Below are 18,192 nucleotides of genomic sequence, written 5' to 3' on the forward strand. Positions count from 1 at the left end.
CCCAGCAACACGCTTTGCAATGCACAGAAAGACGAACCTTCTTGTGCAATGCACAAGAAGCAGCGTTTGCTGCGCAAACTTAATTCTCGGGTTTTGTGTGAACTTTGTTCACACAAAACACCTCGCGGAACAGTACCAGTGAACAGTAATATAGATCAACTTATATCCTCCCCGAAACGCCCCGGGTTCTGACGTACTCTCAGAATCCGGGGCGCTTACATTTTGTTCTTCTATTTTACATTTTCCAAAACAAACCGGTATGCATTTTCATGGAAAATCTTCTCCACCAGGCTCTCACCAAAGCCATGGGCAAGAAGGGCTCTGCGCAGGTCTGGAACAGATTGAACGCCCTTAATTCCTTCCGGGAATCTTCCGGAACAGCCGTCGAAATCACTGCCAATGGCAAGGCAGTCCTCTCCTCCCATTTCCAGAACCTGATCCATATGGCGAAGCAGGTCCTCCACCTTGGGCTCTTCTCCCACAAAATTGGAAAAGAAATTCATTCCAATGATTCCCTTTCTGCGAATCAGTTCCTTCAAATGTTCTTTCTTTATATTTCGCGGTCTGTCCCTCACTTCTCTTACATTTGAGTGGGACGCAATGATGGGTCTGTCTGTCAGCCCAAACAGGTCTTCCACACCCTGATCGGACAGATGGGAAACATCCATTACCAGATTCTGGGAAAGAAGAGTTTTCACCAGTTCTTTTCCCTCAGATGTCAGACCCTTCTCCTGGTCAAAGGCAGCTCCGCATCCATATTTATTCTCATAATTCCAGGTCAGCATAGCAAAGCGAAAGCCCATCTCTCTCACATTTTCCACGTATTTTCCCATAAGGGAAATGTCCTCTATGGATAAAAAGGCAGCTGCTTTTCTCATGCTATGCGCCTTTTTCATGTCCTCACCGCTTTTGCACAGCAGGATTTTCCGGTTTTCTTCCTCAAGATATGCAATTGCACGGTGATACAGCTGCAGAAAGTCCCTGTCAGGATCCTCTTTATTTAAATTCTGTGCATCCTTCCACACTGCAAAAATCTGGGTGTAATTTTCCACAAAATCCCCCAGCCGGTTTAAGTCAAGATCCCCGGAATTCTGATCCAGGGTTTCTCCTGAAATAATCTCCGTAAGTGTATCTGCATGGCAGTCAAAATAATTCATCTTCGAAACATCCTTTGCCCTTATATTTGTATGGTTCTACTTCACCCCAAGCTTCTCAAGTTCCTTCGCAGCCTGCTTCAGATTATGGAATTCAATGGCGTGAATGCCAAGCACTCTTGCGGCCTCACAGTTCTCCGGGCGGTCATCCAAGAACACGCTTTCCTCTGGCTTCAATCCGAATCTTGTAAGAAGGGTCCTGTAAATCTGGGGTTCCGGCTTGATTTCCTTTACCTCACAGGAGAAAATAACACCGTCCATATTTTTCAGGAAAGGCATTTTATTCGCTCTGGTGTGATCCAGCATAAACTGACTGTAATTTGACAGAATATACAGATGATAGCCCTGGCTCTTCAGGTAGCTGGTCCAGGTCTCAGCGTAATCCTTAATCTGGATCGTTTTCTCAGATTCTCTAAGAACCCGCTTCACATCCTCCTCATACTCAGCCGGAAGTGCGGCAATAAACTGCTTCAGGTACTCTTCCTCCGGGAAAAGTCCCCGGTCACGCTCATTCCAGGTCTGGCTTTTAAACACAGCCTCTGCGATCAGCTTCTCCTCTTCTTCCGGGAAATGGAAACTTTTCAGATAATCTTCCCACTCATAGGAAACCAGAACCTGTCCCACATCAAAAATAATATTTTTCACTTCGCCCTCTGCCTCCTTATCCTCTTTTTTCAGAAGCTTGTAAACCATCAAAAATACATAAGCCAGCACTGGCACCAGAATGACGCTGCCCACTGCTGCCTTAAAATTCCCCTGGGAATTCTCCCCGCTTCCAAACGCAAAGATCATGGGCAGACAGCACACTGCCAGCAAAATTACCACTCCAAGAATGGCTGCTATTCGTTTAAAATTCTTCATTTATTAACACCTGTATTTATTTTTTCTCTGAAATAAGCTCTGACCTGTTCAAAGGAAAATCATCCAGATACAGCTTGCGCCGGAGAAAATCCTCCGGCGCAGTGTTATCCCTCAAGGTCAGGCGGAAATCCCATTCCGCTTTCTTCCAATTATTTATTTCTGTAGATGATATCGTTTCTTCCCGGTCCGTTGGAAACCATGGTGATCGGATATCCAATCTTCTCCTCAATGAACTCGATGTATTTTCTGCAGTTCTCCGGAAGATCCTCATAATTCTTGATTCCGCGGATATCGCATTTCCAGCCTGGAAGCTTCTCGATCACAGGTTTTGCTTTCTCAAGCTTAGCTGTGGTCGGGAACTCAGTGGTGATTTCTCCGTCGATATCATAAGCTACGCAAACCGGAATCTCATCCAGGTATCCAAGTACATCAAGTACCGTAAATGCCACATCAGTAGCACCCTGAAGACGGCAGCCGTATTTGGAAGCCACACAGTCATACCATCCCATACGTCTCGGACGTCCTGTGGTAGCACCGTACTCTCCGCCATCACCGCCACGTCTTCTAAGCTCATCAGCCTCTTCGCCGAAAATCTCGGAAACGAATGCACCAGCACCTACAGCACTGGAGTAAGCTTTACTTACAACAACAATCTTCTGGATTTCGTATGGCGGAACACCTGCTCCGATTGCACCGTAAGCAGCCAGTGTGGAAGAAGAAGTAACCATCGGATAAATACCGTGATCAGGATCCTTCAGAGTTCCAAGCTGTCCCTCAAGAAGAATCTCCTTGCCCTCTTTTAATGCATTGTTCAGATACAGGGAAACGTCACATACATATGGTGCAACCATTTTCTTGTATTCCATCAGCTCTGCGAAAAGCTCGTCCACATTAAGAAGAGGTTTATGATATAAATGCTCAAGAAGAACATTCTTTGTCTCACAAACGCTTTTCAGCTTCTCTTTCAGACGATCCGCATCAAAAAGCTCATTTACCTGGAAGCCAATTTTGGCATATTTATCAGAATAGAAAGGTGCAATACCTGATTTGGTAGAACCAAAGGACTTGCCGCCCAGACGCTCTTCCTCATACTGATCAAACAGAATATGGTATGGCATAACCATCTGTGCTCTGTCAGAGATCAGGATCTTCGGTGCCGGAACGCCCTTGCTTACTACTTCATTGTATTCCTTAAAAAATACAGGGATATTAAGAGCAACACCGTTGCCGATCACACTTGTAGTGTGTCCGTAAAATACACCTGACGGCAGGGTATGAAGTGCAAACTTACCATAATCATTTACGATAGTATGTCCTGCATTTGCACCGCCCTGGAAACGAACGATAATATCAGCCTTCTCAGCGAGCATGTCGGTAATTTTTCCTTTACCTTCATCTCCCCAGTTTGCTCCAACTACTGCTTTGATCATAACTCAAATTCCTCCTGTGTTTGATCGAATTGATTTATTACTATAAAAATTCTGTTTATCAGACATTAATTTCTGCTGTCATTCCAAGCATTTCCTTATGTGCATCCAGAACAGGCTTCACAATTTTGGAAACGAAGGTCTCAGTCTGCTCTTTCGCACGACCTACATATTTCTTCGGATCCATGGTCTTCTGGAGCTCTTCTAAGGTCAGGTTAAATGCAGGATCTGCTGCGATCAGCTCAAGAAGGTTGTTATCTTTACCCTCTACCTTTACGTTCTTTCCGGCTTCCATAGAAAGCTCACGAATACGCTCATGAAGCTCCTGACGGTCTCCGCCGGCTTTTACTGCATCCATCATGATATTCTCAGTTGCCATAAAAGGCAGCTCAGCCATCATATGTTTTTCAATAACCTTCGGATAGACTACAAGACCATCTACAACATTCAGACACAGATCCAGGATTCCGTCAATTGCAAGGAAGCCTTCCGGAACAGAAAGACGCTTGTTGGCAGAATCATCCAGAGTTCTCTCAAACCACTGGGTAGCAGAGGTGATGGCCGGATTCAAGGCATCTACCATTACATATCTGGAAAGAGAAGCTATACGCTCACTTCTCATGGGGTTTCTCTTATATGCCATAGCAGAAGATCCGATCTGGGATTTCTCAAATGGCTCTTCAACCTCTTTCAGATGCTGAAGAAGACGAATATCGTTGGACATCTTGTGCGCACTTGCTGCAATTCCTGCAAGCACATTCACAACACGAGTGTCAACCTTGCGGGAATAGGTCTGTCCGGATACCGGATAGCATTCCTTAAAGCCCATCTTCGCAGCGATCATAGGATCAATCTTGTCAATGGTCTCCTGATCTCCGTCAAACAGCTCAAGAAAGCTTGCCTGTGTACCGGTAGTACCCTTGGAGCCAAGAAGCTTAATGGTATCAAGAACATACTCAAGATCTTCAAGATCCATCATAAATTCCTGTGTCCACAGTGTAGCACGTTTACCCACTGTAGTTGGCTGTGCCGGCTGGAAATGTGTAAATGCAAGTGTTGGCTGATCTTTATATTTGTCAGCAAATCTTGAAAGCTCTGCAATTACATTCACCAGCTTCTTCTGAACCAGCTTCAGTGCTTCTGTCATAACGATGATATCTGTATTATCTCCTACATAACAGGATGTGGCTCCCAGATGGATAATTCCCTTTGCTTTCGGACACTGCACACCGTAAGCATATACATGGGACATAACATCATGACGCACTTCTTTCTCACGTGCTCTGGCAACATCATAGTTGATATCATCTGCATGAGCCTTCAGTTCATCAATCTGTTCCTGGGTAATGTTCAGTCCAAGCTCTTTCTCAGTCTCTGCCAGAGCGATCCAGAGTTTTCTCCAGGTGCGGAATTTCATATCCTGTGAAAAAATGTACTGCATTTCCCTGCTGGCGTAACGCTCAGACAAAGGGCTTGTATATCTGTCTGTACTCATTCTTTTTTCTCCTGTTTCTAAGTAAATATTTATAATTCACTTTGCAGCCTGTCTGTATGCGGCAAATACCGGACTACAGACATAATGTGGATAAATTTCCTATATTTCAGGGCAGACTGATGCCTCAGTCTTTTCCACATACAAGGGGATTATATAACATCCAAAGATTTTAAGCAAGCCCCTGATGGAATTTTCCCAGGAATTCCTTCATTCGTACATGTTCAGAGGCGGGAGTTTGACAGTTGAATAATTAAAAATCACCCTGCAGGCCTTATAAAACCTGCATTTTTTATGTCAAATTTTACGTTTTTATATGTGCTTGTTTGTAATAGTGTAGTATAATAAAAGAAGAACGACCACAACACCCATATTTACTGGGTTTGTAGCCGTTTTGCCACCTTACAACTGTCAAAGATGGGATCTTAACACAAACGCAAAGGCAGAACAACCAATTGCCGGAATCATCAGAATGATTGTTACTTTACCGTAAATCTGCAAAACTGCGCACAGCCTGTACTCTGTTTCTGTTCAGAGTGTACATACATTCCCACTGTACAGCCGGTAAAACCGCCTGCCGCTTCTGTACACATATGGCTGATATCCACCTCCCTGATTATACATTGCGATTTTTCTTCCGTCTCAGGCCGAATCAGCCATACCTGTGCCAGGCTTTGGTCTACGCTCAATCTCAGGGTCTGCATACCTCTTTTCTCTGTTTTCTTTTCTGCAAGTATTTTCTCTGTTCCATTGATACATACTGTGACATAGATATAGCCGTCTGCCCCCACTTCTCCATATTCTGCCAGAAGATAATTCTGAGAATTCTGAAGATAGGCAATTCCGGCTCTGTCACCTTTTTCTCCTGCTTTTAACAAAAACTCCGTCTCTGCCTGAAATCTATGGTGCTTTTGTCTCACCGCAACATACGAAGGACTCCCATTATCCCCAATTGCCACAGCTTTTGCAGGAAGTTTTAAACATTCTTCCTGTTCATCTATTGTATAAGCATTCGGCTGGGGATTTCTGAGCATCATAAAATCCAGTGGAAGCTTTTTATCTGTCATATTTTTGAAACTGTAATTTCTGACTTCATTCAGTTCTCCGGGCATAGAGTTATCCTTCTCACCAGGCAGACAGATTTCCTTTTCCAGCATTCCTACTCCCGGGTTTACCACCGGCCAGTCATCCTCCCACTCTACCTTTGCCAGAAAAGTCTCTCTTCCCAGAAATGTCTTTCCGTCCACAGGTCTGCAGCCCAGAACAACCATAAACCAGTTTCCCTGTTCATCCTCAGTCAGATCGCAATGTCCTACACAGGTAATCTCCGCATTTTTTCCCAAATGTCTGTGCGTCAGGATCGGATTTGTCCCTGCATATTCATAGGGACCAAAAATGTTTTTACTCCTGGCCACCATTTCACTGTGATGCTCCGCTGTTCCACCTTCTGCATGAAAAATATAGTAATAACCATTTCTTTTATAAAGATGAGGACCCTCCGGCCAGATTGCATTTCTCTGGAATCCATATAAAACAGGATGTGCCTCCCCTTCTAGCCTGAAAGTCTGTAAATCCAGCTTCTGTATCCATATTTCGCAATCACCATTGTACCTGCCGCCACGGGAATTTTCTCTCTGCCCGATATAATAACAGGTTCCATCCTCATCAAAGAATAAGCTAGGGTCGATTCCCCTGGCATTTTCCAAAAAATGAGGTTCTGACCATGGACCCTGGGGATTTTTTGCAGTTACTATAAAATTTCCACCGCCAGATACATTGGTAGTGATCAGATAAAAAGTTCCCTCATGCCACCGAAGTGTAGGAGCATAAATCCCCTCATTATGTTCACAGCCCTGTAAGGGTAGCTGGCTCTCCCGTGTCAATATATTGCCGATCTGCTCCCATTGTGCCAGATTTTTGCTGCGAAATACAGGAATTCCCGGAAAATATGCAAAAGTAGATGTAACCAGATAAAACCACTCTCCTACCCTGCATATGGACGGATCCGGATAAAAGCCACTTAAAATCGGATTTTTACAAGTTATCATTGATCATTTCCTCCCGTAAATCAAATATGAAGTCTGTAAACTCTCTTATATGCTTTTCAGCAAACCCTATATCAGTGAATGCCAGATTATAAGATCTGGCACTCTCCATTTATTTTACAATATATTTTTATTTTTGATAAATTTTCTACATAGGTACATTCTGCATTGAATATCAGGTTTCTGGCTGCATTCATATAATTCACATAATCTATATTAGTGGTATACCACACATTCTCATGGTCTGAAATCTTTCTGCAGAAGCTTTCCATTTGCTCCCATGTCTGTTCCCGGTCAAACTCAAAGCTGTGTCCCCATACATAGAGAAGAGGAAGCTTCTGATAATCCGGTTTGTGCAAAAACTTTTCTGCAATTCCCCTGAATGCATCATTGTGATGACAGGACGGAGTCCACCTCATAAAATCCTCCGGAATGCGGAAATTTCCTGTAGACTCCACGGTCCTGCTGTATGCAAACCCAAGATTCTTCAGAGTATTGATGACCCTTTCGTCATATTCTCCAAATGCATAAGAGCATCCCCTGATAATCCTTCCCGTTTCTCTCTCCAGACTGCATCTGTCCTGATAAAATTCCTGAACTAGCCTTTCCTGCGAAAGATGTGTGGGATACTCATGTGCAACACCATGGCAGGCAATTTCATGTCCCTGATATAAGCTTTTCAGTTCTTGTGTTTTTATAAATCCTTCTGTATCCAAAGTCCCTGAGTTCAGATGAAATGTTGCTTTCAGATTATATTTATTAAAAATATCAACCAGTCTTCTATCAAAAATCTGGCCATCATCATAACTGAATGTAACTGCCCGGTCTTTCCACTGCGGATAAAACGATTCAAATTTCATAAGCTCAGTCTTCTTTCTCCCAGATTATCTTTACAGGTGCTGTTCCGGTAAGCTCTATACTTCTTTCATCCGGCTGGCTACAGCCTGCAAAAATCTCATATTTCCTGCCATCCTCTACACGTTTTCCATTTTCATCTACCACTGTAAATGCCTTTTCCCAGACAGGAACCATAACTTTTCTGCGTTCTCCTGCTTTTACAAAAATTCTCTGGAATCCTCCCAGTGCAGGATTTGGAATTGCATTTTTACTGTCAAGATTTTTTACATAAACCTGAACAACTTCCTCCGTATCTGCATTACCCTTATTATATACTTCTGCCTCTACTGTTATCTGCCGTCCGCACTGTCTTACCTCTGCATTTTCTACTTTTACATTACTGTAGGTAAGTCCATATCCAAAGGGGAACTGTGCTTTTCCTTCCATATAACGATAGGTTCTGCCTTTCATGGAATAATCTGTAAATTCCGGAAGTTCTTCAAGGCTCTCGTAAAAGGTAACCGGAAGTTTTCCGGATGGGGAGTTTTCCCCAAACAGAATTTTTGCTGCCGCTTTTCCGCCCTGGCTTCCCGGATACCACAGAACCATAACTGCATCAAATTTCTCTGCTGCATAGCTCATGTCAATATCACTTCCTGCCATCAGACAGAGAACTACCGGTTTTCCGGAACCAGCCATTGCTTCCATTAAATCAATCTGGGACTGAGGCAGCTTCAGGCTCTCTTTGTCTCCGGATGCATAGCTGTTTCCGGTATCTCCTTCTTCACCTTCCAGTGTCTCATCCAGACCTACACAAAGAATCACCACATCACTGTTTTCTGCAACGATCTTAGCTTCCGCAAGACGATCTCTGCTAAATGCCAGAGGTTCTGTCCTGTCTCTAAACAACTCGCTTCCTACAGAACTAAGAATTCTCACATCCTCACCTACATAATCCTGGATTCCCTCCTGGATCGTAATATATCTGGATGCAGTTCCATGATAGTTTCCAATCAAAGCCTTTCTGCTGTCTGCATTAGGTCCCACAATTCCGATTGTTTTGATATTCTCTTTTTTTAATGGAAGAATTCCATTATTCTTCAAAAGTACAAAGCTCTTCGCTGCTGCTTTCTCTGCTGCTGCCAGATGTTCTGCTGATTCTACTTCCATATAGGAAATATCATCATATTCACTGCCATCAAATAACCCAAGAAGATATCTGGTAGTAAAAAGTCTTACTGCTGATTCCGTAATTCTTTCCTCTGTGACAAGCCCCTTTTCATATGCTTTCATAATATGAAGATATGTATTTCCACAGTTCAGATCGCAGCCATTATTAATGGCAAGTGCTGCTGACTCATAAGCCGTATTAGTCACCATATGATGTTCATGGAAATCTCTGATCGCCCAGCAGTCTGATACAAAATGTCCCTGGAACTTCCAGTCATCTCTCAGTTTTTTCTGCAGAGCAGGGCTTCCACAGCAGGGTTCTCCATTTGTGCGGTTATATGCTCCCATAACTGCCTCTACATCAGCCTCCTCTACCAGGCTTTCAAATGCAGGCAGATAAGTTTCCTCCATATCTTTTGCAGATGCCTTTGCATCAAACTCATGTCTGATCGCTTCCGGTCCGGAATGCACTGCAAAATGCTTTGCACATGCCGCAGCTTTCATAGTTTCTCCATTACCCTGAAGAGCTTTTACAAAAGCTACTCCAAGCTCTTTGGTCAGATACGGATCTTCCCCGTAAGTTTCATGGCCTCTGCCCCATCTCGGATCACGGAAAATATTTACGTTGGGAGACCAGAATGTCAGTCCTTTATAGATATCTCTGTCTTCTTCACTGGAATATGCATTGTATTTTGCACGTCCTTCTGTTGCTACAATATCTGCCATCTCAGCTACGCAATCTCTGTCAAATGTAGCAGCCATGCCAATTGCCTGCGGAAATACAGTTGCCTGTCCTGCCCTGGCTACCCCGTGAAGTCCTTCATTCCACCAATTATAAGCCGGGACACCAAGTCTCTTTATAGCCGGCGCATCATATTTTAACTGACTGGCTTTTTCTTCCAATGTCATTTTGGATACCAGTTCCTGCGCTTTCTTTCTTGCCTCGTCTCTGTTCATACAAGCCTCCTTTTACACATTCCTTTCATACATCATCCTTTTACAGCACCTGTAGTCAGACCTTCTACGATTTGATTACTGAACAGGCAGTATACAATAACGGTAGGTGCGATTGCGATAATGATCGCCGCGAACATCTGTACATAGTTGGTAGCATATGGTCCTACGAAATATGTAAGTGTTACAGGCAGTGTTTTCTTTACCGGGTCTGAGATAAATACCATAGCCAGCAACAGTTCATTCCAGTTACCAACAAATGTCATAAGACCGGAAACAAAGAATCCTGTTCTGCAAAGTGGAAGTGCGATTCTGAAAAAACATCCGTAAATTCCACATCCGTCAATGGCTGCTGCCTCAAACAACTCTCCAGGCATAGATTTGAAAAATCCTGTCAGAAGGAAAATAGTCATCGGAAGGGAAAACGTAATATACGGGATCATCAGACCTACTCTTGAGTTAGTCAATCCCAGCCCTGCAAAACGTACGAACAGCGGAATCAGGATACAATGTACCGGAACCATCATTCCGATCAGGAAAAATGTGTGTGCTGCTTCTGATAATTTCCAACGCATTCTTGCAATGGCAAATGCTGCCATTGCTCCAAAAAACAGACTGACTACAAGTGTGATCCCACAGACCAGTACTGAGTTTACAAGTGCAGTTCCAAGCTTACCCATTGTCCATGCCTGCTGGTAATTTTCCCAGTGAAATACTTCCGGCAGGGCAAATGGAGCTGCCATTACGCCTGCATTATCTTTGAATGAAACACTTAACATCCATAACAGCGGAGCCACATAAATCACAGCAAGTGCAATAAGAAATATATAAAGAATTACTGTAACAGGCTTTACCGGTTTTCTTGATTTTTTTGTCTGCATCTCTGTTACCTCCTAGCCCTCGTAAGTTTCAACTTTAATTACTTTTTTAACCAATAATGTTACAATCAGACACATAACCAGTAAGACTACAGAAATCGCACTGGCATAACCATATTTAAAATAGTTAAAACCTTCTGCATAAAGTTCTGTCGCAAGCACCTCGGTTCTGTGGTTTGGTCCACCCTGAGTCATGTTATACACAAGGTCAAAGAATTTAAGAGAACCGATACAGTTCAATGAAAGTGAAGTTACCATCATTGGTTTGATCAGTGGAAGTGTAATATAACGGAATGACTGTGTCTTTGATGCGCCATCTATATAAGAAGCTTCATATATGTCTCTAGAAATTCCTGTGATCTGAGCCATATAAAGCATCATATTCTGTCCAACATACTGCCATAAGGCAACAAATGCAATTACCCACATGGGAAGTACAATAAAACCTTTGGAATCCATCAGCCAAAGAGGGCCTTTGATTCCGAACTGTGCCAGCAGATTATTGATACCGATCTTTGGGTTAAACATAAATGCCCATAAAAGACCTAAGGCTGCTGAGGAAAGAACGGATGGAAGATAATAAATATTTTTGAAAAGGTTTCTGCCTTTCTTAATATTGGTAAGCATAACTGCAAGACCAAGGCCGATCACCTGCTGAGTGATAGCAGAAAAGATCATAAAGAAAATAGAGTTTTTTAACGCAATTTTAAATGTAGAATCTTGAAAAAATAGCTTTTTATAGTTTGCAAGTCCGGTAAATTTGGGCGGTGTCAATGCCGCATAATCGCATAAAGAATAATAAACCATCTGCACCATAGGGATAACCAGTACCAGGACAAACATGATCAGTGCCGGTGCGATAAATATGAAAATAGCCTTCTTATTACGTAAAATTTTATCCATAATTGCCTCCATTTAAAAACTGCTGCGGAACTTTTTTCTTCCGCAGCAGCCATGTAAATTCTGTACTATCTATCCACAATTATTCCCAGACGTTTTCTTCATAGAAATCCTGTACTGTCTGGAAGGCTTCTTCCGGAGTCTGGTTTCCAAGGAATATATCAACCATTGCATTGTCGAAGCAGTCACCGGCTTCTACAGATGCCAGAGATTCATTGTAGAATCCAAAAGTACCAGTTGCTTTGTCCATGATATCCTGAACATATTTCAGCTGTGCAGGAGCTTTGTCATAGTCAATGTCAAGATCTTTGATAATCGGGAATTTTCCTGCTACTTCTGCTGTATATTTCTGTGCTTCTTCATCTGTAAACATCTTCATCAGTGCGATTGCTGCATCCTGATGCTCTGTTGTAGAACTCATCAGTAAGTTGTCTGTTTTAACGATCATACGGTTCGGATCATTTGCTCCGTCGATTCCAGGGAACTGGAATACACCGCATTTGCTCTGGAAATCAGAATTATTACCATTGATCTGAGCGATAGCCCATGATCCCTGTACCAGCATTGCTGCATCTCCATTGTAGAAGTTTGCTGTAGCCTGATCATTGGAGTCACCAGCTGCTGTTTCCTGGAAATACTGAGATAACTCTTTTAATTTCTCACCTGCTGCAATACAGTTATCGTCTGTCCAGTTTGCTGTATGATCTGCGATTGCCTGAAGATCTACACCTGAACGGTCACAAAGATAACCGGCAATCATTGACAGGCACCATGCAGTTCCTGCGGAACAGGAGATTGGTGTAATACCAGCATCCTGCAGTTTCTTACATACATCGATCAGTTCATCATAGGTAGTCGGAACTTCTACTCCGGCCTTCTCAAAAAGCTCTGTATTATAGTATACACAGGCTGCTGCGAAGTTTGTTGGAACTGCCATGATCTTTCCATCATAAGTCAGTCTGTCAAAGATTCCATCTGTAAATGTTGCATACCAGTCTTTTTCCTGATTTTCAAGAATGTCTGTCAGGTCTGCTGCTGCTCCTGCATTTACATATACATCCATGTTCGGTCCCGGGTTGCAGATATATACATCCGGTGTCTGTCCTGCTGCGATCAGAGCATTTAATTTTCCGTCATATTCTTCCAGGTTTGTTGTGATCGGTGTTACATGGTATTTCCCTTCGTATTCTGTATTGAAACGATCAATAATGTTTTTATATCCTTTGGAAACCAGATCCTCTGTAGCTTCCAGATCATCCCAGAACATCCATGTGATTTCCTCTGTGTCATCTGCATATGCAGGCACTGCTACTGCCATGGTTCCCGCTACCATAGCTGCTGAAAGTAATACTGAAAGTAATCTCTTCTTGTTCATTTTTTTAATCCTCCTTTTGATTCATTACCTCGTTTCTTGATGGTTCTACTATATCAGAATGTCCTGTGATTGGCTCCATAATTCTTGTCATGTTGCTATCAATTCTTGCTATTTATCTACTACTATTTTCTTCAATATGTCAATTTTAATAGATTTTTATATTCTTTTTTATATATTTTGACATATGTTTTTATTATTTCAATTTTTCCAATGTTATATATTGCCATTTACACATGTTTTTGATACATTATATACACAAACATTAAAAATCAACATTTGCTATCAAAAGCAATAATTAGGTGTAAAGGAGTCCATATGATCCATAATTTACAGGGAATTCATGAAACCGTTGATTACAAAGCAGATACCCAGATATGTCTTTATTACAATGATGAAGCCGAAAACTATCCTCCTCACTGGCACCCTTCTTTCGAAGTGATCATGCCTGTTATCAATGACTACCGGGTAGTCTGCGGTTATAACGATTATCATATCAAAGAAGGAGAAATTCTTGTTATATGTCCCTGTATGCTCCACGAGCTCTTTGCTCCGGCAACAGGAGAAAGGATTATTTTTCAGCCCGACCTGAGCCACATCAAGCTAAAAGAACTAGATCTGATCACTCCACTCCTCAGTCCCGCCATTCTGATCACCAAGGAAGAATATCCACAGGTCTATGAACACATCCACAGTCTTATGTTAGAAATTAAGGATGAATATATGAATTTTACCACCTATTCCGAAATTTCCATCATTGCAAAATTCCTGGAAATCCTTGTGGATATTGGCAGAAATCACAAAGCTTTTCATCAGCAGGACGGAGACCGTGATATTCACCATCAGAAAGAATATATGGAGAAATTTCTGTTTATCACCGACTATATCAGCAACCACTTTTCTGAAAACCTTACTCTGGAGGAGGTTGCCAGTCTGGCAGGATTCAGCAAATATCACTTTGCCCGCCTTTTTAAACAATATACTAATTCCTCCTTCTACAAATTTCTGAACCAGAAAAGAATTGAATACGCAAAATCTCTTTTGCTGGATCCGGAGCTTGCTGTTACCGAAGTGGCAATACAATCAGGCTTTTCCAGCCTGTCCGCCTTTTTACGGATGTTCAAACAATTAAACCTGTGCACTCCCACAGAATTCCGAAATATGTATGATTCACAATTCCAAAAAACACCTGCTTCCGGGAAAAAGTAATCCCGGAGGCAGGTGTCTGTATTTGCTGCTTTGCAGCAAATACCCCCCAGATATTCACTGATAACTACATTTCGCAGTTTTCTGGTCAGAGGAAAGGTTCTATCTTCTCGCTGTCTTTGATACAATTTTATTTTTACAGATACCTTTTTATTTTTCCTAACCTTTCAAAAACAAGGATCTCGACCTGCTCCGGCAGGGACTGCAGCGTTTCCATAAAATTTTCCATCATCTGCCGCTGCGCCTTTTTGCGTGCAATAGCATCTTGTGTAATTTCGAGCTTTGCCGTCAAATGTCCAGATATTTTCTTTTTCAAAATAGACCTCCGTGCCGTGTTCCTTCAGCTTTCGGATTGTCGTAAGACTGTCAACCGTGTTGCGGGCAAATCTGGAAACGCTCTTTGTTACGATTAAATCGATGCGTCCGTCCAGCGCGTCCGACACCATGCTGTTAAAGCCGTCACGCTTTTTGTATTGCAGCCTGAAATACCCTCATCCGCATATATGCCGGCAAATTTCCAATCGTCACGGCTTTTTATGTAGTTCGTGTAGTAATCTACCTGTGCCTCATAGCTCGATGCCTGATCTTCATGATCGGTGGACACCCGTGCGTATGCTGCGGTTTTCCGCTTTTTGACCTGCGTCAGAGGGACAGCGGAATAAGTTCCCGGCCGATATCGGCATATCCAGACCTTGCCTGCGGAAACATATGATTTTCTCTCCGAGCCAGAAAGAATTACGAGGATTCGCAGAAATCCAGGGAAACGATAGAAAAGGAAATTTCCGTCCAGGAATCCATGTCGGAATTCTTCTCGGGCATCAAGTTGGGCATGGACACCTTTAAAACCATCAACGGGAATGAGTTTACCATCACCAGCGTTAGCGATACCAATATCAATGGCACGTTTCCCATGTACTGCATGTGCATAGTGTCTTGTGAAGTTTGTATTAATACCGCTTTCATCGAGATATATTTGATGTTCTGCATTTGCACCAGATATAGTTTCTATCCATTGACTGCGTTTTCTCTGCACATCGGGGACGCTCCTGTTCTTTTGCATGCAAAGACTGTTTCTTATAAGTGTAACCTTGTTTTATCAGAAAACGCCTGACGGCTTCATCGCCTACAGGTAAATGAAACGTTTCGACAATCTCCTTCATTGTGATATCCGGTTGTTCTTGCACAAGTTCCAGAATATCGTGGTGCTGTTTTTCTGTAAGAATTGTTTTCCGGCCTCTCATCTGCGTTCTGGTCTCATAACTGCCAGTGCGTGCACGCTCTTCTACAAGGCGGTATAAAGTCTATAACACGATCTACTACAAGGAAGTATCTGTTGTTACAGGGGACATGGATGAGACTTTAATTGTCACTTATTCTCCTAAGTACAAAGCCTACCAGAGAAAGATCCGCGTCCGACAAATTGAAAGGGCTGAACGGATAATCACAACACCTGGGCGCAAAAGAAAAGGGAAGAGCCAAAACGATCCTATGCGTTTCGTGAAAAAGACTTCCGTTACTACTGATGGTGAGATTGCTGAAAAACAAGTTTATGATCTTGATGAAAAACAGATCCAGAAAGAAGAAATGTATGATGGGTTTTATGCGGACCCTCATCAAGAATACAAAACAGATAAAATCAAAGCAAGGATAATATAGTACATATCGCTGCAAAAAGAAAAACGGCCACAACACCCATATTAGCAAGGCTTTGATAAGGATGGTAGTAGAAAACCAGTAAAATCAAGGCTTTGCAGACAGCAGGCAGACGGTGCTTTTATAAAAAATGAATATGAAGATGGAAAAAGACGCATTTTGAGATTTGCGTCTTTTTCTATTGGGCTTTCTGCTTTACCTTGAGAAATGAGCAGACAACAGCAAACGCCATTGAATGGACTTCCATTGATGGTGTTTTTTTATTGTCTGGAAAGGAGCAGAAAAATGGAAACAACACATGAAAAAGCAAAACGAAAGGCGGTCTATGTGTGCCCTTAAATTAGGAAGCCTGTTTGACGGAATCGGCGTGTTCCCTCTTGCGGCTTCCCGTAATGGAATTATTCCCGTTTGGGCAAGCGAGATTGAAAAATCCCCGATAGCCATAACAAAACGCCACTTCCCAGACATGGAACATTTAGGGGATATTACAAAGATACACGGAGGGAACATCCCTCCTGTTCACATTATTACATTCGGTTCTCCCTGCCAGAACCTGTCTAAAATCGGAAAGCGTGAGGGACTGGCTGGAAGCAAATCAGGACTGTTTTTTCAGGCTATCAGAATTATAGAAGAAATGAGGTGTGCTACAAATGGGTTATATCCAGTTATCGCTGTTTGGGAAAACGTCATGGGAGCGTTTTCTTCAAATGACAGGATGGATTTTAGAGCCGTGCTGCAATCATTTTCCGATACCGAAATTTCAATGCCTCCTACTGGAGGATGGGCTAACGCCGGTATGGTGCGAGGGGGAAAGACTGACCTGTGCTGGCGGCTCATGGATGCCCAGTATTGGGGAAAGCCCCGACTTGTTCAGCGAAGAAAGAGAATCTTCCTTGTGGCAGATTTTAGAGGACAACGTTCCGCGGAAATACTATTTAAGCCCCGTGATATGTTCCCGATTCCTCCGCCTTGCACAGACTACGGGCTGCCCGCCGCCGGAGCCAGTCGAATATCTCTTGATAAAACAAGGGGGAAAATACCCGTCATCCGCCCCTTTCAGGAACGGCGTATGCGGAGTGCTGCAAAATCAGGAAACCAGTCTGCTTTCCTCGCAAGTTTCGGACGGCCAGATGAACCTTTTCCAACTTTACTAGCAAAAGCAGTCAATATGATTTCATTCTGGTATGAGGGGGAAGAAAAAGACGGAGTTCTCCGAAATTTGACACCTGTTGAGTGTGAGCGCCTGATGGGATTACCGGAGGGGTGGACAGCATATGAAAATTTAGGACAGCCCATTAGTGATAATGCACGGTGCAAAGCACTTGGAAACGCAATCGCCCTGCCGTGTGCTGATTACATCATGGCAGGAATAGCAGAAACCATACATGAATAGGAAAGGCGGTTTTGTATGACAGAGAAAAATCGTTCTCCTCCGTTGTCGGATGGAACATCAACAGAAGCTATCGAACCAACTATATTATTTCAGAAAGGACAGGTACATCTATATGGAATTAAAATTCGTTATCCCCAACATGGAAAAGACATTCGGCAACTTGGAGTTTGCCGGAGAAGACAAAACAGAACAGAGAAGAATCAACGGACGCATGGCGGTACTCTCCCGCAGCTTCAACCTGTATTCAGACGTACAGAGGGCGGATGATATTGTGGTTATCCTCCCTGCCGAAGCCGGAGAGAAACATTTTGATTTTGAGGAACGCGTGAAGCTCGTCAATCCCCGTATCACCGCAGAGGGCTATAAAATCGGCACAAGGGGCTTTACCAACTACATTTTACACGCTGACGATATGGTAAAAGCGTAAGGAAAAGGAGGACATCAGACTATGAGATTGGCAAACGGAATCGTGATTGATAAGGAAGCAACTTTCGGGGCATTGAAGTTTTCTGCCCTCCGCCGTGAGGTTCACCTCCAGAATGAAGATGGCTCGGTATCAGAAGAAATCAAGGAGCGTACCTATGACTTAAAATCCAGAGGACAGGGGCGTATGATTCAGGTTTCCATCCCTGCCAGCGTGCCATTAAAGGAGTTCGATTACAACGCAGAGGTGGAACTTATCAATCCGGTTGCAGACACCGTGGCAACGGCTACTTTTCAAGGGGCAGAGGTGGACTGGTACATCAAGGCGGAGGATATTATCCTGAAAAAAGGGGCTGCCATGAATCCGCAGCCGCCGAAGAAAGACGCTCCCCCTGTAAAATAACAGGAACCTAAAAAACGAAAGGAG

The 18,192-nt window shown here is 43.0% G+C and carries 15 protein-coding genes and 2 pseudogenes; 5 read left to right on the forward strand and 12 right to left on the reverse strand.

Annotated elements, in window-relative coordinates; genetic code table 11:
- Positions 1-230: 230 nt before the first annotated feature.
- From OCV70_RS00080 to OCV70_RS00125, 10 genes are all read right to left on the reverse strand, one after another.
- Positions 231-1,157: a dipeptidase gene (locus OCV70_RS00080; RefSeq protein WP_021924646.1), complete on the reverse strand. Its 927-nt coding sequence runs from the start codon at positions 1,155-1,157 to the stop codon at positions 231-233.
- A 36-nt stretch (positions 1,158-1,193) separates the two neighbouring features.
- Positions 1,194-2,015, reverse strand: coding sequence for an HAD family hydrolase (locus tag OCV70_RS00085; protein ID WP_173768389.1), 822 nt, complete (start codon positions 2,013-2,015; stop codon positions 1,194-1,196).
- Between the two features lie 149 nt (positions 2,016-2,164).
- On the reverse strand, positions 2,165-3,445 hold the full coding sequence (locus tag OCV70_RS00090) for an adenylosuccinate synthase (protein ID WP_173768391.1): 1,281 nt from the start codon (positions 3,443-3,445) through the stop codon (positions 2,165-2,167).
- A 58-nt stretch (positions 3,446-3,503) separates the two neighbouring features.
- Positions 3,504-4,937 carry an adenylosuccinate lyase gene (gene purB, locus OCV70_RS00095; protein ID WP_117850454.1) on the reverse strand — a complete coding sequence of 478 codons (1,434 nt, stop codon included), beginning with the start codon at positions 4,935-4,937 and terminating at the stop codon, positions 3,504-3,506.
- A gap of 476 nt (positions 4,938-5,413) precedes the next feature.
- Positions 5,414-6,982: a glycoside hydrolase family 43 protein gene (locus OCV70_RS00100; RefSeq protein ID WP_195588241.1), complete on the reverse strand. Its 1,569-nt coding sequence runs from the start codon at positions 6,980-6,982 to the stop codon at positions 5,414-5,416.
- An 86-nt stretch (positions 6,983-7,068) separates the two neighbouring features.
- Positions 7,069-7,839, reverse strand: a complete 771-nt coding sequence (locus OCV70_RS00105) for a polysaccharide deacetylase family protein (RefSeq protein ID WP_262578954.1) — start codon at positions 7,837-7,839, stop codon at positions 7,069-7,071.
- Positions 7,840-7,843: 4 nt separating this feature from the next.
- On the reverse strand, positions 7,844-9,943 hold the full coding sequence (locus OCV70_RS00110) for a glycoside hydrolase family 3 C-terminal domain-containing protein (protein ID WP_019162665.1): 2,100 nt from the start codon (positions 9,941-9,943) through the stop codon (positions 7,844-7,846).
- 32 nt (positions 9,944-9,975) lie between these two features.
- Positions 9,976-10,821 (reverse strand): carbohydrate ABC transporter permease, encoded by an 846-nt coding sequence (locus tag OCV70_RS00115; protein ID WP_117850464.1) that lies wholly within the window; start codon positions 10,819-10,821, stop codon positions 9,976-9,978.
- 12 nt (positions 10,822-10,833) lie between these two features.
- Positions 10,834-11,721, reverse strand: coding sequence for a carbohydrate ABC transporter permease (locus tag OCV70_RS00120; protein WP_117850467.1), 888 nt, complete (start codon positions 11,719-11,721; stop codon positions 10,834-10,836).
- A gap of 79 nt (positions 11,722-11,800) precedes the next feature.
- The gene (locus OCV70_RS00125; protein ID WP_117850470.1) at positions 11,801-13,093 is read right to left on the reverse strand and encodes an ABC transporter substrate-binding protein; all 1,293 of its coding nucleotides are present in this window, start codon (positions 13,091-13,093) and stop codon (positions 11,801-11,803) included.
- Between the two features lie 315 nt (positions 13,094-13,408).
- Between OCV70_RS00125 and OCV70_RS00130 the strand changes: the two genes are divergently transcribed.
- Complete coding sequence (locus OCV70_RS00130; protein ID WP_117850472.1) at positions 13,409-14,299, forward strand: helix-turn-helix transcriptional regulator; 891 nt, start codon at positions 13,409-13,411, stop codon at positions 14,297-14,299.
- 133 nt (positions 14,300-14,432) lie between these two features.
- Here OCV70_RS00130 and OCV70_RS00135 read toward each other — a convergent pair whose 3' ends face one another.
- A complete protein-coding gene (locus OCV70_RS00135) occupies positions 14,433-14,612 on the reverse strand; it encodes a hypothetical protein (RefSeq protein WP_173766000.1) in 180 nt (59 codons plus the stop codon).
- Positions 14,578-14,981 (reverse strand): annotated as a pseudogene (locus tag OCV70_RS19480) (recombinase family protein); the annotation flags it as partial. The gene OCV70_RS00135 and the pseudogene OCV70_RS19480, both read right to left, overlap by 35 nt.
- A 611-nt stretch (positions 14,982-15,592) precedes the next feature.
- Between OCV70_RS19480 and OCV70_RS00145 the strand changes: the two are divergent.
- The 4 genes and pseudogenes from OCV70_RS00145 to OCV70_RS00160 all read left to right on the forward strand — a co-directional run.
- Positions 15,593-15,901: pseudogene (locus tag OCV70_RS00145) on the forward strand (IS1634 family transposase); the annotation flags it as partial.
- Positions 15,902-16,274: 373 nt separating this feature from the next.
- The gene (locus OCV70_RS00150; RefSeq protein WP_262579165.1) at positions 16,275-17,342 is read left to right on the forward strand and encodes a DNA cytosine methyltransferase; all 1,068 of its coding nucleotides are present in this window, start codon (positions 16,275-16,277) and stop codon (positions 17,340-17,342) included.
- A 112-nt stretch (positions 17,343-17,454) separates the two neighbouring features.
- On the forward strand, positions 17,455-17,769 hold the full coding sequence (locus OCV70_RS00155) for a YdcP family protein (RefSeq protein WP_002578441.1): 315 nt from the start codon (positions 17,455-17,457) through the stop codon (positions 17,767-17,769).
- 21 nt (positions 17,770-17,790) lie between these two features.
- Positions 17,791-18,168 (forward strand): YdcP family protein, encoded by a 378-nt coding sequence (locus OCV70_RS00160; RefSeq protein WP_118044302.1) that lies wholly within the window; start codon positions 17,791-17,793, stop codon positions 18,166-18,168.
- Positions 18,169-18,192: the final 24 nt, after the last annotated feature.

The sequence above is a fragment of the Blautia acetigignens genome, from assembly GCF_025566865.1.
Lineage (GTDB): Bacteria > Bacillota > Clostridia > Lachnospirales > Lachnospiraceae > Blautia_A > Blautia_A acetigignens.

What these genes read in the sequence shown, in the direction of transcription:
- OCV70_RS00080 (WP_021924646.1), bottom strand. Translation starts at nt 1,157, where the DNA reads ATGAATTATTTTGACTGCCATGCAGATACACTTACGGAGATTATTTCA.
- OCV70_RS00085 (WP_173768389.1), bottom strand. Translation starts at nt 2,015, where the DNA reads ATGAAGAATTTTAAACGAATAGCAGCCATTCTTGGAGTGGTAATTTTG.
- OCV70_RS00090 (WP_173768391.1), bottom strand. Translation starts at nt 3,445, where the DNA reads ATGATCAAAGCAGTAGTTGGAGCAAACTGGGGAGATGAAGGTAAAGGA.
- purB (WP_117850454.1), bottom strand. Translation starts at nt 4,937, where the DNA reads ATGAGTACAGACAGATATACAAGCCCTTTGTCTGAGCGTTACGCCAGC.
- OCV70_RS00100 (WP_195588241.1), bottom strand. Translation starts at nt 6,982, where the DNA reads ATGATAACTTGTAAAAATCCGATTTTAAGTGGCTTTTATCCGGATCCG.
- OCV70_RS00105 (WP_262578954.1), bottom strand. Translation starts at nt 7,839, where the DNA reads ATGAAATTTGAATCGTTTTATCCGCAGTGGAAAGACCGGGCAGTTACA.
- OCV70_RS00110 (WP_019162665.1), bottom strand. Translation starts at nt 9,943, where the DNA reads ATGAACAGAGACGAGGCAAGAAAGAAAGCGCAGGAACTGGTATCCAAA.
- OCV70_RS00115 (WP_117850464.1), bottom strand. Translation starts at nt 10,821, where the DNA reads ATGCAGACAAAAAAATCAAGAAAACCGGTAAAGCCTGTTACAGTAATT.
- OCV70_RS00120 (WP_117850467.1), bottom strand. Translation starts at nt 11,721, where the DNA reads ATGGATAAAATTTTACGTAATAAGAAGGCTATTTTCATATTTATCGCA.
- OCV70_RS00125 (WP_117850470.1), bottom strand. Translation starts at nt 13,093, where the DNA reads ATGAACAAGAAGAGATTACTTTCAGTATTACTTTCAGCAGCTATGGTA.
- OCV70_RS00130 (WP_117850472.1), top strand. Translation starts at nt 13,409, where the DNA reads ATGATCCATAATTTACAGGGAATTCATGAAACCGTTGATTACAAAGCA.
- OCV70_RS00150 (WP_262579165.1), top strand. Translation starts at nt 16,275, where the DNA reads ATGTGTGCCCTTAAATTAGGAAGCCTGTTTGACGGAATCGGCGTGTTC.
- OCV70_RS00155 (WP_002578441.1), top strand. Translation starts at nt 17,455, where the DNA reads ATGGAATTAAAATTCGTTATCCCCAACATGGAAAAGACATTCGGCAAC.
- OCV70_RS00160 (WP_118044302.1), top strand. Translation starts at nt 17,791, where the DNA reads ATGAGATTGGCAAACGGAATCGTGATTGATAAGGAAGCAACTTTCGGG.